14 protein-coding genes are annotated in these 14,694 nt (G+C 63.7%); 6 read left to right on the top strand and 8 right to left on the bottom strand.

Annotated features, from left to right (window positions below):
- Positions 1-38: 38 nt before the first annotated feature.
- The 3 genes from BM374_RS13975 to BM374_RS13965 form a co-directional block, all read right to left on the bottom strand.
- Positions 39-254, bottom strand: coding sequence for a hypothetical protein (locus BM374_RS13975; RefSeq protein ID WP_092293472.1), 216 nt, complete (start codon positions 252-254; stop codon positions 39-41).
- Between the two features lie 86 nt (positions 255-340).
- Positions 341-1,216: a cysteine rich repeat-containing protein gene (locus BM374_RS13970; RefSeq protein ID WP_092292935.1), complete on the bottom strand. Its 876-nt coding sequence runs from the start codon at positions 1,214-1,216 to the stop codon at positions 341-343.
- 155 nt (positions 1,217-1,371) lie between these two features.
- Positions 1,372-2,373 (bottom strand): NADP-dependent oxidoreductase, encoded by a 1,002-nt coding sequence (locus tag BM374_RS13965; RefSeq protein WP_092292933.1) that lies wholly within the window; start codon positions 2,371-2,373, stop codon positions 1,372-1,374.
- 208 nt (positions 2,374-2,581) lie between these two features.
- Here BM374_RS13965 and BM374_RS13960 point away from each other — a divergent pair, with 208 nt between their 5' ends.
- Positions 2,582-3,877: a dicarboxylate/amino acid:cation symporter gene (locus BM374_RS13960; RefSeq protein WP_092292931.1), complete on the top strand. Its 1,296-nt coding sequence runs from the start codon at positions 2,582-2,584 to the stop codon at positions 3,875-3,877.
- A gap of 12 nt (positions 3,878-3,889) precedes the next feature.
- On the top strand, positions 3,890-4,810 hold the full coding sequence (locus tag BM374_RS13955) for an amino acid ABC transporter substrate-binding protein (RefSeq protein WP_092292929.1): 921 nt from the start codon (positions 3,890-3,892) through the stop codon (positions 4,808-4,810).
- 140 nt (positions 4,811-4,950) lie between these two features.
- Here the strand turns inward: BM374_RS13955 and BM374_RS13950 are convergent, their stop codons facing one another.
- Positions 4,951-5,781 (bottom strand): ATP-grasp domain-containing protein, encoded by an 831-nt coding sequence (locus BM374_RS13950; protein ID WP_092292927.1) that lies wholly within the window; start codon positions 5,779-5,781, stop codon positions 4,951-4,953.
- A 348-nt stretch (positions 5,782-6,129) separates the two neighbouring features.
- Here BM374_RS13950 and BM374_RS13945 point away from each other — a divergent pair, with 348 nt between their 5' ends.
- The 3 genes from BM374_RS13945 to BM374_RS13935 all read left to right on the top strand — a co-directional run bounded on the left by BM374_RS13945 (position 6,130) and on the right by BM374_RS13935 (position 9,343).
- Complete coding sequence (locus tag BM374_RS13945) at positions 6,130-6,903, top strand: ferredoxin--NADP reductase (protein WP_092292924.1); 774 nt, start codon at positions 6,130-6,132, stop codon at positions 6,901-6,903.
- A gap of 434 nt (positions 6,904-7,337) precedes the next feature.
- On the top strand, positions 7,338-9,026 hold the full coding sequence (locus BM374_RS13940) for an FMN-binding glutamate synthase family protein (protein ID WP_502689433.1): 1,689 nt from the start codon (positions 7,338-7,340) through the stop codon (positions 9,024-9,026).
- Between the two features lie 77 nt (positions 9,027-9,103).
- Positions 9,104-9,343, top strand: a complete 240-nt coding sequence (locus tag BM374_RS13935) for a PilZ domain-containing protein (RefSeq protein ID WP_092292922.1) — start codon at positions 9,104-9,106, stop codon at positions 9,341-9,343.
- Between the two features lie 15 nt (positions 9,344-9,358).
- On the opposite strand, the gene BM374_RS13930 is transcribed toward BM374_RS13935, so the two are convergent.
- Positions 9,359-10,657 carry a hemolysin family protein gene (locus tag BM374_RS13930; protein ID WP_092292920.1) on the bottom strand — a complete coding sequence of 433 codons (1,299 nt, stop codon included), beginning with the start codon at positions 10,655-10,657 and terminating at the stop codon, positions 9,359-9,361.
- Positions 10,658-10,821: 164 nt separating this feature from the next.
- On the opposite strand from BM374_RS13930, the gene BM374_RS13925 reads away from it, so the two are divergent.
- Positions 10,822-11,010: a hypothetical protein gene (locus BM374_RS13925; protein ID WP_092292918.1), complete on the top strand. Its 189-nt coding sequence runs from the start codon at positions 10,822-10,824 to the stop codon at positions 11,008-11,010.
- Positions 11,011-11,033: 23 nt separating this feature from the next.
- Here BM374_RS13925 and BM374_RS13920 read toward each other — a convergent pair whose 3' ends face one another.
- The 3 genes from BM374_RS13920 to BM374_RS13910 all read right to left on the bottom strand — a co-directional run bounded on the left by BM374_RS13920 (position 11,034) and on the right by BM374_RS13910 (position 14,625).
- Positions 11,034-13,031, bottom strand: a complete 1,998-nt coding sequence (locus tag BM374_RS13920; protein ID WP_502689432.1) for a carbohydrate porin — start codon at positions 13,029-13,031, stop codon at positions 11,034-11,036.
- Between the two features lie 384 nt (positions 13,032-13,415).
- Positions 13,416-13,679 (bottom strand): hypothetical protein, encoded by a 264-nt coding sequence (locus BM374_RS13915; protein WP_177248285.1) that lies wholly within the window; start codon positions 13,677-13,679, stop codon positions 13,416-13,418.
- A 139-nt stretch (positions 13,680-13,818) separates the two neighbouring features.
- The gene (locus BM374_RS13910) at positions 13,819-14,625 is read right to left on the bottom strand and encodes a creatininase family protein (RefSeq protein WP_092292912.1); all 807 of its coding nucleotides are present in this window, start codon (positions 14,623-14,625) and stop codon (positions 13,819-13,821) included.
- Between the last annotated feature and the right edge of the window lie 69 nt (positions 14,626-14,694).

Below are 14,694 nucleotides of genomic sequence, written 5' to 3'. Positions count from 1 at the left end.
AACCATAGCCAAACCGCGCCGGCTTGGCCACTCGCGCGTCAGACGCAGCGCTTCACGTAGACCCCGTTCACCAGCACTCTCGTACAGCGAACCGCCGGCACCGGGTGGCGAACGACCACCGCGCCATTCGGTCCGGCGCAACCGGCGCGGTAGACCCCGCGGCCGCACACGACCGCGTTGGCATCAGACGACTCGAAGCTCATGGACACTCCGAAGGCGAGAAGCGCAGAAGCAACCAGCAGCAATGAACGCATGTTGTCCTCCCGGTCTTGACGTGATTGTAATCGGATCTTCGCCAAACATTGGTCGTGGCAGGCGTTCGAAAATTCATTTAGGCGCGTCATCGCGCCGCAAATGGCGCCAGCACATCCTTGCACGCCGGCGACAGCGATGCGGCGTTGCTGGCAATGCACTGCACGATGCGGCCACCACCGGGTGCAACGCCGGCGCAGAGCGAGCGGATATCGGCACTGCAGGCGGAGCGTACGATGAACAGCTCTTCGCGCGGCCTGAGCGGGCGGAGGACGATCATGGCAGGCGCGGCTGCAGGCGCTGCTCCGGCGGCCGGTGCAGCAGCCGCTGGAACTGCCGTCGCTGTCGCCCCGCCGCCACCAGCTGCTGCGGTTACGGCCTTCTCGCAGGCGGGCGAAACCTTGGCCTTGTTCTTTTCCAGGCATTCGAGTGCGGAAGCGCCGCCTGGCGGAACGCTGGCGCACACCTTGGGATAATCGGCGCGGCACGCGCTCTTGATCGCCGCAGCCTGCGCACTGCTCGGCTTGGCCGCGGCGGCTTTCGGAGCCGCGCTGGCGGCCGGCTTCGCCGCGGGTGCGGCAGCGGGAGCCGCTTCGGTCTTGATAGGCTCCGTCTTGGCAGGCTCGGTGTTGGCAGGCTCGGATTTGGCAGGCTCGGATTTGACCGGTTCGGATTTGGCCGGCGCCGCTTCGCTCTTCGGCGTCGCCGCCGGCTCGACGGCGCGGACCGCGCTCTGGCAACCCGCCGACAGGCTCGACATGTGGCTCTGCAAACACTGATACGCTTCGACCCCGCCCGGCGTCACGCTGGCGCAATGCGCCATGAAATCCGAGCGGCATGCGGAGCGGATGGCACTCTTCTGAGCCTCGGTCGGCGCTTGCGCGAATGCGCTTGTTGCAATTGCGAAGAGAGCTGCGGCGAGCAACGCGGGACGCGTTGATGCATGTTTCAACATGTTGAACATTTGAATGAATCCTGCCCTGTCGGTAACGCCGACGCATTATCAATAAGCGATGCAAGCAAAATCGTCGCGAGGCAACGCCGCGCGCAGCATCATTGGCCGCCGCGACCTCTACCGCAAGCAGATAATGACAGGGAGATTACGACGTAACTACGTCGTCACAGCTTCACCATGCGCTTGCCACGGTTCTCGCCGGCGAGCAATCCGATCAGCGCTTTCGGCGTGTTCTGGAGGCCATCGATAATGTCTTCCTGGACTTTCAGCTTGCCGGATTTCACCCAGGCCTGCAGGTCGGTGAGCGCGCGCTGGCTGTCCTTCATGAAGTCCATCACGATGAAGCCCTGCATGACGAGCCGCTTCACCACGATCAGGCCGGGCACGCCGCGCGGCCCGTGCGCCGAGGGCGCGCCGTCATATTGCGAGATCGCGCCGCAGCAGGCGATGCGGCCGTAATTGTTCATCTGCGGAAGGCAGGCTTCGAGAATGTCGCCGCCGACATTGTCGAAATAGACGTCGATGCCCTTTGGCGCCGCCGCGCGCAGTGCCTTGAATACGGCGCCGTCCTTGTAGTCGACGGCGGCATCGAAGCCGAGTTCGGAGGTCAGCCAGTTGCACTTGTCCGCCCCGCCGGCAATGCCGATGACGCGACATCCCTTGATCTTGGCAATCTGCCCGACGATCGAGCCGACCGAGCCCGCGGCCGCAGAGACCACGACCGTCTCGCCCTCCTTCGGCTTGCCGACTTCGAGCAGGCCGAAATAGGCCGTGAGGCCGGCGATGCCGAACACGCTGAGCAGATGCGTCATCGGCTCGAGCTTCGGCATTTTCGTCAAGTGTTTCGCTGGCACTGCAGCAAACTCCTGCCAGCCCGTGTCACCGAACACGATATCGCCGGGCGCAAGACCCTCAGCCTTGGAACTGATGACCTCGGCGATGGCGCCACCGGCCATCACGCTGTTGGCTTCGACGGCAGAGCGGTAGGTTGCACCGTGCATCCATGCGCGGTTGGCAGCGTCGAGCGAAATGTAACGCACCCGCAGCAGGGCTTCGCCGTCCTTCGGCTCCGGCACTGCGCTCTCCACCATCTTGAAATGTTCGGGCCCGAGCTTGCCACTGGGCTTTTCCACCAGAAGAATCTGGCGATTGACGTTTGCAGTCATGGCGTTTTCCCCTCATTGCCTGGCGATTATTGATGCAGGGGCCGCAAAGAAAGCGTGCAGACTGCATCGTTGTGCGCTGCACGAAGGCTAAATCGCCGCGTTCCATTGCACAACGGGAACATCCGGCCAACGCGTCCACACGCAAAGCGTGTTGCGTCGCCCTGACATCTGCGACATCATGAAGCGCCGGTGTACGTGGGGGTAAGCAATGTCGAACAGGTTTACGCAATACATCCTAGGCGCGATGGTGCTCGGGATCATCGTGGGCTCGGCGATCTACAACTTCCTGCCCGACACCCGCGCCGAATGGGCCTCCGCCATCAACCTGATCGCCATGATGTTCCTGCGCCTGATCAAGATGATCATCGCGCCGCTGGTGTTCGCGACGCTTGTCGGCGGCATCGCGCATATGGGCTCGGGCGCCAAGCTCGGCCGCATCTTCGCCAAGACCATGGGCTGGTTCATCAGCGCCTCCTTCGTGTCGCTGATGCTGGGCCTGATCATGGTCAATCTGCTGCAGCCCGGCGCGAATTTCCCGGGCACATTGCCTGCGGCGGGGCAATCGACCGGGCTGCCGGTCTCCGCCTTTTCGATCGAGAAGTTCCTGACCCATCTGATCCCGACCTCGATCGCGGACGCGATGGCGCAGAACGAGATCTTGCAGATCGTGATCTTCGCCGTGTTCTTCTCGGTGGCGATGGGTGCATTGCCGGAGCGCTCTAAGCCGATCCTGGCGCTGATCGACGATATCAGCCACATCATGCTGAAGGTGACGAGTTATGTGATGCTGTTCGCGCCGCTCGCGGTGTGGGCCGCCATCACCGCGACCGTGGCCAAGAATGGCCTGCTGGTGCTCTGGAAGCTCATCGTGTTCATGGGCGGATTCTATCTCTCGCTGTTCCTCCTCTGGGGCATCCTGGTGATTGTCGGCTTCATCGTGATCGGTCCGCGCTACAGCCATTTGCTGCGGTTGATCCGTGAGCCCCTGATGATTGCGTTCTCCACTGCAAGCTCGGAGGCGGCCTACCCGAAGACGCTGGAAGGGCTCAACCGCTTCGGAGCCTCGTCGCGGATCTCGAGCTTCGTGCTGCCGCTCGGCTATTCCTTCAATCTCGACGGCACGATGATGTACTGCACGTTCGCCAGCATCTTCATCGCGCAGAGCTACCACATCGACATGCCGCTCGGCACGCAGCTGGCGCTGCTCGCGACCTTGATGATCACCTCGAAGGGCGTCGCCGGCGTGCCGCGCGCCTCTCTCGTCGTGATCGCCTCGACGCTGGCGCAGTTCAACATCCCCGAGGCGGGTCTGCTCATGATCATGGGCATCGATACGTTCCTCGACATGGGCCGCAGCGCTACCAACGTGATCGGCAATACGTTGGCGACCTCCGTCGTGGCGAAGTGGGAGGGTGAGCTCGGGCCCGAGCATGCGATGGGACCCAGCGACGTCGTGCCAGGCGATATGGTGCCGGGCGAAGTGCCCGCGATGGCCGGCCACTGACGGGAGTGCGTCATGCGCCCATTGATGGCGATTTCGGGCGGTCTGTTGCTGGCAGCGTGCCTGCTGGCAACGGACGCTCTCGCGCAGACCGGCGGCAGCGAAGGGCTTAGCCCGACGCTATCGGCCATCAAGGCCGCGCACGCCGTGCGGCTCGGCTACCGCGAAAGCTCGCCACCCTTCTCTTTCCTCGATCAGGCCAACAGGCCGATCGGCTACAGCCTCGAACTCTGCGAGGCGATCGTCGAGGAGATCGGCGCCGAGGTCGACGATCCCAATCTCAGAATCGATTATGTCAAGGTCACCTCGGATGACCGCATCGACGCGCTGCTCCAGAACAAGATCGATCTGGAGTGCGGCTCGACCACAGCCAACTCCGAGCGCGGCAAGCGCGTCGCCTTCTCGCCGCTGATGTTCGTCGCCGGCACCAAGCTGATGGTCCCCAAGGCCTCCAGCGTCCAGTCGTTGACCGACCTGAAGGGCAAGACCATCGTGGTGACGAAGGGCACCACCAACGAGCAGGCCATCCGGGCCGCCGACCAGAAGTCCTCGCTGGGACTGACCATCGTCGTCGGCGCGGATCATGAGCAGTCGTACCAGATGCTGGTCGACGGCAAGGCCGACGCATTCGCGACCGACGACATCTTGCTCTCGGGCCTGATCGTGCGCCACAAGGCGCAGGACAAGTTCCGCGTCACCGGCGACTATTTGTCCTACGACCCCTACGGCATCATGTTCCGCAGGGGCGAGCCGCAACTCTCCGCGGTGGTCGAACGCGCTTTCCGGAAGCTCGGCTCCAACCACGATCTCGTGCCGCTCTACAACAAATGGTTCATGGCGCGGATGCCGACCGGCGAGCGGATGAACGTGCCGATCTCGCTGCAACTGGAAGAAGCCTTCAAGGCGATGGACGATTCGGCGAGCGCGAATAATTAGCGGCAGTTGCTTTTCTCTCCGTCATCCTGAGGTGCGCGCTCGGCGGTGCAAGCGCGCCGCTGAGCAAGCCTCGAAGGATGAACGGCCGAGCTGGCAGTCGGGGCCGTCGTACTTCGAGGGCCGCTGAAGAAGCGGCCATCTCAGGATGAGGGCGATAGGTCATCGCCTGCGGCGCCTTTCCCAAACACCCGGTCCAGCGCCGCATCATACGTCGCCTGCACCAGGTCCGGGTGCAGTTTGCCCAGTGCTTCCATCATCACGCCGGAATTGATTTCCAGGACCTTCCAAGCACCGTCGACACGGACCACGTCGATCGAGGCGAAGGTAATGCCGATGGCGCGCGCGGCATCGCTCGCGAGCTTCACGCAAGTCGTGCGGCCTTTGTCATCCTCCAGCAGCACCGGCTTCGCCCCGGCATCGAGATTGTGCCGCCAATCCGCGCCGCGCTGCTTGCTGTAGACGATGCGAGGCGCCTCATCGAGCAGGATCACCCGGACTTCCTCCTCGATCGCGACGTAGGGCGAGATCACGAGACCGACGCTCATCGAAAAAATCTTGCCAACCGCGTGATCGAGTTCCGCCTCCATCGTTACCTTGAATACAGAGCGGCCCGACGTTCCCTCGTTGGGCTTCACGACCACGCCTTGCGGATTGTCATGAAGCACGGCGAGCATCGCATCGCGCCAGGCGGGTCCGGCGACGTGCGTGCCCAGCTTCGGGTTGAGGAAGAGGTGATGGGGAATGCAGGGCACGCCCGCCATCTGCAGCACCTCTGATGTCGCCGACTTGTCGTTGGCGAGCCGGTGCGCAATCGCGCTGTTCAGCCCGATGTCGTAGCCGAAGGCGAAATGGCTGATCCCACCGCGGCGCATCGCTATCAGCCAGCCGCCGGCGCGCACATCCACCGAGATGCCGTGACGTGCACAATAGTGCCGTATCGCTGTGACGAAGATTCGTTCACGAGGGGGCATTGTCGAACCATTTTGCCGGATCGCCGACGGATGTGTCGCGGCCTTGCGACATCCTTAATGACTTTTTCGCGAGGGCCGATGGAAATTAAGTGCTGTTCCGTCAGCCATTTGAGCAAAGAAATTGCCGCAATGCGGCATGGAAGAGAAAATCGTTAATTCTTTAGCGATTTCAAGCAGAAATGCGCCCTTGATCGGCGTCGATTGCATGCCGTTTCAGGTTGATTATTGGTCTCAATGGCGTAGATCACACAGGCGAATTCTTCCGCCATGGCAATGGTGTCCGCCCCGTTTTCAGGGCAGGGCAACGCTTTTGCCCTAAAACCGCAGACATTCGGAATATCGAAAATCATGAGCGCGTTTTACCGAGAGAAGGTCCTTTCCGTCCAGCATTGGACCGACACGTTGTTCAGCTTCCGCGCCACGCGCGATACCGGCTTCCGGTTCCAGAATGGTCAATTCGCTATGATCGGCCTCGAGGTCGATGGCCGCCCGTTGCTGCGCGCCTACAGCATGGCCAGCGCCAACCACGAGGAAGAGCTCGAGTTCTTCTCGATCAAGGTGCAGGACGGCCCGCTCACCTCACACCTGCAGAAGATCAAGGAAGGTGACACCATCCTGGTCGGCCGCAAGGCGACCGGCACCCTGATTACCGACAACCTGCTCCCTGGCAAGCGGCTGATGCTGCTGTCGACCGGCACCGGCCTTGCGCCGTTCGCTAGCCTCATCAAGGACCCCGAGGTCTACGAGCAGTTCGAGAGCATCGTTCTGGTGCACGGCTGCCGCCAAGTCTCCGAGCTCGCCTATGGCGAGAAGCTGGTCGCGAATCTGCGCGAGGACGAGCTGTTCGGCGAGCTGCTCGCGGACAAGCTGGTGTATTATCCGACCGTGACCCGCGAGCCGTTCAAGAACCGCGGCCGCATCACGGACCTCATCAACTCCGAGCAGATCTTCAACGACATCGGCCAAGGCCCGCTCGACATCGCCACCGACCGCGTCATGATGTGCGGCAGCCCGGCGATGCTCGAAGAGCTCAAGGTGATGTTCGAGAGCCGCGACTTCGTCGAGGGCTCCGGCAACAAGCCCGGCCATTTCGTGATCGAGAAGGCCTTCGTCGAGCGGTAGGTGGTGCTCGGTGTCGCGCTGGGCTGCTAGCCCATAACTCCGCCGTCATCCCGGACCAGCGCGCCACAAGCGCGCGCCGATCCGGGATCCATAACCACCGGCGGTGGTTGTCCGACAACTCGGAGTGACGGCCCTTTTCTCAGCCACGAAATCCTGTGGTTATGGATCCCGGGTCTGCGCTTGCGCTTGCGCTTGCCCGGGATGACGGCTGAATTTGTGGAGGCGCCCGCGGGCTCTGCCTTCCAGTGTGCCGCCTGCACTGCCCGCGCCGTCCAAAATCCCTCCCGCCCCCTGCTGCACTGCAGCGAGCCCGCCCATCGGGCTGATTGATTTTTCCCGGCCGAATTCGCTAGCCTGAAACAAGCGCTGCGTCATATCCGTATGACAGGCGTAGGCGTATCGTACCGCCTCACGCTGACGAGAGGGTGGCAATCGTGGCCGACGACATCAAGACGCAGGAATCTCCAAAACGGCTGCCGCTGGCGGAAGAGGGGATCGCCGAAATCCTGCTGCTTCCCTTCTCGCCGCGCTTCATCGTCCTGACGATTTGCGCCGTCGTCACTGCACTGCTGGTCGGCATCGGCATCGCCGACCGCAAGATCTTCGACATCCTGCTGGTGCCGATTCTCATCTTCGGTGCCCTGACGCTGCTCGGCGTCCGCGATCTCATGCAGAAAAGCCACGCGGTGCTGCGCAACTACCCGATCTCGGCGCATATTCGCTTCCTTCTCGAAGAGATCCGCCCGGAGATGCGGCAGTATTTCTTCGAGAGCGAGAAGGACGGCATGCCATTCTCGCGCGACACCCGCGCGGTGGTCTATCAGCGCGCCAAGATGCAGCTCGACAAACGACCGTTCGGCACCCAGGAGGACGTCTATCGCGAGGGCTATGAGTGGATGCATCACTCGGTGTCGCCGAAGGCGCATGCCGCGGAGAAGTTTCGCGTCACCATCGGCGGGCCGGATTGCGCAAAACCCTATTCGGCCTCCGTGTTCAACATCTCGGCGATGAGCTTTGGCGCGCTCAGCCCGAATGCGGTGCGCGCGCTCAATGCGGGCGCCAAGAAGGGCGGCTTCGCCCATGACACGGGCGAGGGCGGCTTCAGTCCCTATCACGCCGAGATGGGCGGCGACATCATATGGGAGATCGGCTCGGGCTATTTCGGCTGCCGCCATCGCGACGGCACGTTCGATCCCGAGGCATTCGCCCGCGTTGCAAGCCAGGACCAGATCAAGATGGTCGAGCTCAAGATCAGCCAGGGCGCCAAGCCCGGCCATGGTGGCGTGCTGCCGGCGGCGAAAGTCTCCGAGGAGATCTCCAAGATCCGGGGCGTCTCCATGGGTGAAGATTGCATCTCGCCGGCCTCGCACCGCGCCTTCTCCACGCCGGTTGGCATGATGCAATTCATTGCCGAGATGCGAAAGCTTTCCGGCGGCAAGCCGGCCGGCTTCAAGCTCTGCATCGGCCATCCCTGGGAGTTTCTGGCGATCTGCAAGGCGATGCTTCAGACCGGCATCTACCCTGACTTCATCGTCGTCGACGGCAATGAGGGCGGCACTGGTGCGGCGCCGCTGGAGTTCATGGACCACCTCGGCATGCCGATGCGCGAGGGCGTCAATTTCGTTCACAACGCACTGGTCGGCATCAATGCGCGCGACCGCATCAAGATCGGTGCGTCCGGCAAGATCGCGACCGCCTTCGACATGGCGCGTGCAATGGCGATCGGCGCCGACTATTGCAATTCAGCGCGCGGGTTCATGTTCTCGCTCGGCTGCATCCAATCGCTGAGCTGCCACACCGACCGTTGCCCGACCGGCGTCGCGACACAGGATCCGACGCGAGCGCGCGCGCTCTACGTGCCGCTGAAGATCGACCGCGTGCACAATTATCACCACGCCACGCTGCACTCGCTGACCGAGTTGATCGCCGCGGCGGGCCTGGAGCATCCGCAGGAGTTGCGCCCGATCCACTTCACCCAGCGCACCTCGACGACCGACGTGAAGTCCTTCGCCCAGCTCTATCCGGCGCTGCGCCCGGGCGAGCTGCTCGAAGGCACCGAGGACGCTCGATTTCGCGACGCCTGGCGGATGGCGCGGGCGGAAACGTTCCAGCCGGCGCTCTGAGTGCGCCGGCCGTGTAAATTCATTGCGAGCGTGCTGGCGTTTAAGGATTGGTTCAACTTTGGCTGTAGGTTGTGCCTATGGACGAACGGCGCAACAAAGCCAGGCATCGCGTCTTGAAAGCCGGAACCATCGAGTTCGGCGGCGGCGCGATCGATTGCACGGTCCGCAATTTCTCCGACACCGGCGCGGCGCTCGGCGTCACCAGCCCGGTCGGGATTCCCGAGCACTTCACCCTTGCCATCAAAGCCGACGGAGCGCATCTCGCCTGCACGGTGGTGTGGCGCAAAGAGAAGCGGATCGGGGTGCGGTTCGGGTAACGGGCTGGCGCTTGCTCATCCCGTCTCCACCTCACTCAGCCGGGTCGCCAGGATCTTATCGATCCTGCGGCCGTCGAGATCGACCACCTCGATATGCCAGCCGGCGAAGTCGAAGGCATCGCCGACATCGGGCAGCGCGTTGAACTGCTGCAGCACGAGGCCGGCTACCGTGTTGTAGCGGTGATGCGGCGGCGCCTCGATGCCGAGCAGATCGCAGAACTCGTCGACCGGCATCCAGCCGGAGACAAGCAGAGAGTCATCCGCGCGCTTCACATAGGCCGGCTCCGGCGGGCCTTCCTCGGAGTGGAAGGCGCCCACGATCGATTCCAGAATGTCGGCTGCGGTCACGACGCCCTCGAACCCGCCATATTCGTCATGGACGAGGCCGATATGGACTGGCGCCGCCTTCAGGATCGCGAGCACGTCGCGCGCATCCGCGGACGCCGGGATGATCGGCGCCTCGCGCAACAGCGCGCGCAAATCGGGCGTGCGCTCGCGCATATAGGCGACGAGCAGATCCTTGGCCTGCAGTACGCCGATCGGCTCGTCGCGATCGCCGTCACAAACCGGAAAGCGCGAATGCGGGCTCTTCGCGATCAGCGCCTGGATCGCGTCCTGATCATCGTTGAGGTCGATCTCGTCGACCTCGGTGCGCGGCGTCATCACCGCGCCGACCGGGCGGTCGCCGAGCCGCATCACGCCGGCGATCATCTCCTTCTCGCCGGGCTCGAGCACGCCGGCGCTTTCGGCTTCGCTGACGAGATGATGGATCTCGTCCTCCGACACTTTCTCCCCGGCCTTGCCGCCGCGGCCGAGCAACGTCAGGATCAGCTTGCCGGAGACGTCGAGCAGAAACACCAGCGGCAGCGAGACCCGCGCCAGCACGTGCATCGCGGGCGCGACCTTGACCGCGATGCTCTCAGGGTCGCGCAGCGCCACCTGTTTCGGCACCAGCTCGCCGACGATCAGGGTCGCATAGGTGATGATGGTGACGACGATGCCGACGCCGACGACGTCGGCAATGCCTGCGGACAGGCCGAGTTCGACCAGCCATTGCGTCAGTCGCTGCCCGAGCGTCGCGCCGGAAAAGGCGCCCGAGAGCACGCCCACCAGCGTGATGCCGATCTGCACCGTCGAGAGGAATTTGCCGGGATCGGCAGCCAGCGTCAGCGCGCGCTCGGCGCCCCGCACGCCCTTGGCGGCAAGCAGCGACAGCCGCGCCGGACGTGATGAGACCACGGCCAGCTCGGACATGGACAAGAGGCCGTTGATGACGATCAGGACGACGACGATGATGAGTTCGACGGAGAGCATTGACGTTCCGGGATCGAGTGTGACTGCGGATCGCAGCACGCATTGATATAGGTATTTCTGCGAGGAAGTGCGGGTAATCCAGCGGCATTTGCCTCCGCGAGGGAACCTCGTCGCCGACCACCCCGCGCGGCGGCTGACGGCATCACCGCGGCTGCAGACCGGCGATGAGCGTTCCTCTCGCGGCGCGCGACGGCGCTGTGGCAGCTGAATTCTCGCTGATGGATCGCATGCAGGGACGTGTGGAGGCTGATCGCGAGCGCATCGAGGCCGGCATCGACCAGCTCGGGAATCCCTCCCGCATCGCCGCGGCGGCCGAGGTCGGCAAATTCCTGGATGCGGTCCGCGCGGCGTAGCGTCTCTGATCCAGAATCCGGCTTCAGAACTCGGCGTGTATTCGGCCGGAGAAGATCGAAACCGGCCCGCGATCGGCGTTGTAGGCGGGATTTGCGATCAATTGATAGTCCGCCGTGAGCGTGACGTTCTTGATCACGGAATAGGCGTAGTAGGCCTCGAGGATGCGTTCGGTGTGATAATTGAGCCGGCCGTCGCCGATCAGAAGACCGGTGCCGCCGGACGCGAGGAAGTCGCGATGTGCGGCCGAGAGGCCGTTGACGGCGCCGCCGATGCCGATCGTGTCGTCCGGCCGTCCCCAGCGGCTCCCCTTGATTGACAGACCGCCGGACAGGCTGCGATCGACGTCGGTGAAGGACAGGATCTGGTTCTGGCCGTCGTTCCAACTCGCGCGGGCGAACAGTCCGACGTCGCTGACGAGTTGCTGTTCGAAATTGACATAGACCCCGTATTTCGAGCGCGTGCGCTGGCTCGCCGTCGCGACGCCGTTGATGTCGAGCCCGGGATTGGCGGCTGCCAGCGCCAGGACCTCGCGGTAGTTCGCGGTGTTGCCGCTGTTGGCGAAGACGCCGACGCGCAGTTTGCCGGGCTGTTCGAGCAGCGTATGACGCTCCTCGAACTCGACCACCGAGCCACCGGTCTTGAAAGTCAGCACATCGCTGTTCGGCGCGTCCGGCACCTGGAACAGACCGGCGCGGATCGCCCAGCCCTTGCGGTTGAACTCCGCCACCGCGCCGCGGGTGTAGCCGGGTAGATCGGCAGGGAAATCATAGGCTGCCGACGCCCACATCGCCCAGTTCATGAAGTCGGCGCGCGGGTCCTTCGCGTAGGCATTGGCGTCGAAGAAATCTCCGACCGCGAAGCGGCCGACGATCAGTGTGACGCGATCGATGTCGCGCTTGCCGGCGAGCTGGTTGGGGCCGTCGGCAACATCCTCCTGCTCGCCGCCGAGCCCGAAGGTCTGCTTGATGTAGTAGCGCTGCGCGCGGATCTTTGGGAACGCCGCGCCGGCCTTCTGCGCTTCGCCATTGGGGAATCCGGCAAGTCCGAGCGTGCCGTTGAGACCAAAGCCCTGCGCGAGCTCGGGATTGAAATAGAACTCGCCGCCGTCCCAGAGCCGTGCGCCCAGGAACGCCGTCGTGGTCCATGTCGCCTGGAATTGGCCGCCGCCGGGCAGGCTCTGCGGGCTCGCATACGGCGAATGGATCGGCCCATAACCTTGCGGCAACACGGTCGTCTGCGCGTGGACGTTCCAGTCGTCGGACTCGGGCAATTTGGGTTTACCGACCGCCGGCATCCAGGGCGTGTCGCCGAACTGGTAGTTCAGGCCGAGCTTGAACAGATGAATGCGCGGGTCGACATTGACGCTGCCGAGGCCAAACCCACTGAGGTCGTAGGTCTTGCGCGACAGGTCGACATAGTCGTATTCGGCCTTCGCGGTCCAGTTGCCGCTGACCGCGTATTCGAAACCCAGCCCCGCAGTCCATCCGGCCTGATAGTGGCCGACCGGGAAGATCGACGTGATGCCGTCCCCGTCATTGACGTTGATGCGCGTATGCCCCCATGCAAAGCCGCCGGTGACGTAAGGCATGAAGCGATCGAAGGCATAACCGACGCGGCCGCGCACGGTGCCGACATAGTCGATCGTCGTGTTGAAGGGCGCGGGCGAGCGCGCGAGCGCCGGACCATCGGCCGGGCTCGTGAACGTTGAATCGGCCTCGATGCCGAGCACCACGCGGTTGGAAAGCTGCCTGTTGTAGCCGAGTTGATAACCGCCGATGAAACCGGTCGCGCTGTGAGGCAGCAGCCCGCCCTGCTCCGGCAGGGGGTTGGTGCCGGGGCCGAAGCCTGCATCGCCATAGCCGATATGACCGCCGACGTAGAAGCCGGTCCAGTCGTACAGGGTCTTTGCGACCGGCGCCTTCACTGGCAAATCGGCGGCGCGACCGGAGGCGGGCAGCACGAGCACGCCCGAGGCGAGCGCCGCGGCGGTCCGCAAATACCTGTAACGAAGAACTCTCAACGTCAAAACCACGCCCCCAGACGCGACCGCGCCCCAATCGCCCCGACATCCCTGCCAATTCGCGGCGATCCTGTCATCAGGGTCCTGGCTGTTCAGGCGACCGGGGAAATGATCTCGCTTCGAGGCGATTGCATCCCAGGGTTCTTGCCAAGTCCCTGTATCTGTTGCGAACCTTATTGCTAATCATTCGCAATAGCAATTACTGCAGAATGTCGCAGACGATGGTTCGCATCCTTATGTGACGCGACTGCAACAAACTCGCATGCGCAAAAAAGGATGACCCGCCCGGGGGGACTACCGGGCGGGCCGGGGGCACGACACGGGGTGGATGAGGCGCCCGTGTCGGACGCAGGATCCACGTGAGATCGGCCTCAGAATCTCAAATCAGTAGCAGCTACGAACGCGGCCGATGTACTGGCCAAAGGCGTTGTACTGGGCGACCCAGCCGCAGCGGTGATAGCCGTAGTAATAGGGATCATTGCTGGCGGCGACCGCAGCGCCGACGACGGCGGCGGTGGCGATGCCGGCGCCGACACCCCAGCCCCAGCCGAGCGGCTTGGCTTCGGCCTGCGAGGTGGTGGCGGCGATGCTGCCGGTGACGGCAAGGGTCGCGAGAGCGAGTGCGGCGAGCTTGGTCTTGATCGACATGTGAAACTCCATCCGGGTTGAGGCGGTCCGTTGTGGTCCGCGTGCCCAGTTGGACGGAGGCTTGCCGTACCAGGTTCGAAGGCGCTTCAGGTGGACTGAGGGGCTCGGCATTTCCCAAGTCATTCCAGGAAGATAAGGGCTAGCCGAGCGGGCCCCTGGCGAGCCTGTTCACGTCGAAGTTATCGACTTCAGCCAGCAGCTCGCAGAAAGCGCGCGCTCCCCGATCGAGGAGCTGCTCGCCCTTCTCTGCCACTGCGAGCGTCGCGTTGCCGACGGCGCCGCTGGCGTTGAGATCCTGCGCCTGCCAGGCGAAGGGCGCAGGCCGCTGCGTCGAGAGCCAGCGATATTGTTGCTCCATCGCGATGCTGCTCGCGGGAAAATCTGCGATCGCGTCCTTGCGCACCTGCTCAGGATAGCGCGCCAGCATGATCGAGGTCTCGACGGCACCGCCGTGAATGCCGTGGCGCACTTCGTCTGACGGGAACAGTTTGTCCGCAGCCGACAGGCGCGACCACGACGTCGTCACCACGAACAGTTTTTGGTGCGCGCGCAGATCCTGCGCCACCAGCATCATCGCCGCGCTGTTGCCGCCGTGGCTGGTGATGATGACGAGCTTCCTCACGCCGCGTCGCGCGATCTCCTCGCCAATCCCTGTCCAGCGCTTCAGCGCGACCTCGGTCGGCAGCGTCTGCGTGCCCGGATAGTCGATATGCTCGGTGGAGATGCCCACGAGTTCGACGGGCAGGAACGTCGCCGGGATGGACGCGGGCAACACCTGGTGCACTCGCGCTAGATAGGCCTGCGCGATCAGCACGTCGGTCTCATTAGGCAGATGCGGGCCGTGCTGCTCGGTCGCTGCCAGCGGCAGCACCGCGATCCAGCGCGATGCGTCCGCCGGCGCGGCGTCGGCCCAGCCGATCTCGGTCCAGTCGCGGGAAGGCGTCATCGAGGTTTCTTTACCCGAATTTGTCACGTAATTTGGGGTTATCAGGGGACGCGGGCCCGGCTGGCCGGC

It is taken from the genome of Bradyrhizobium sp. Ghvi (assembly GCF_900115265.1).
Lineage (GTDB): Bacteria > Pseudomonadota > Alphaproteobacteria > Rhizobiales > Xanthobacteraceae > Bradyrhizobium.
Note: the sequence above shows the minus strand (reverse complement) of the source record. Positions and strands in the feature narration are given on the sequence as shown.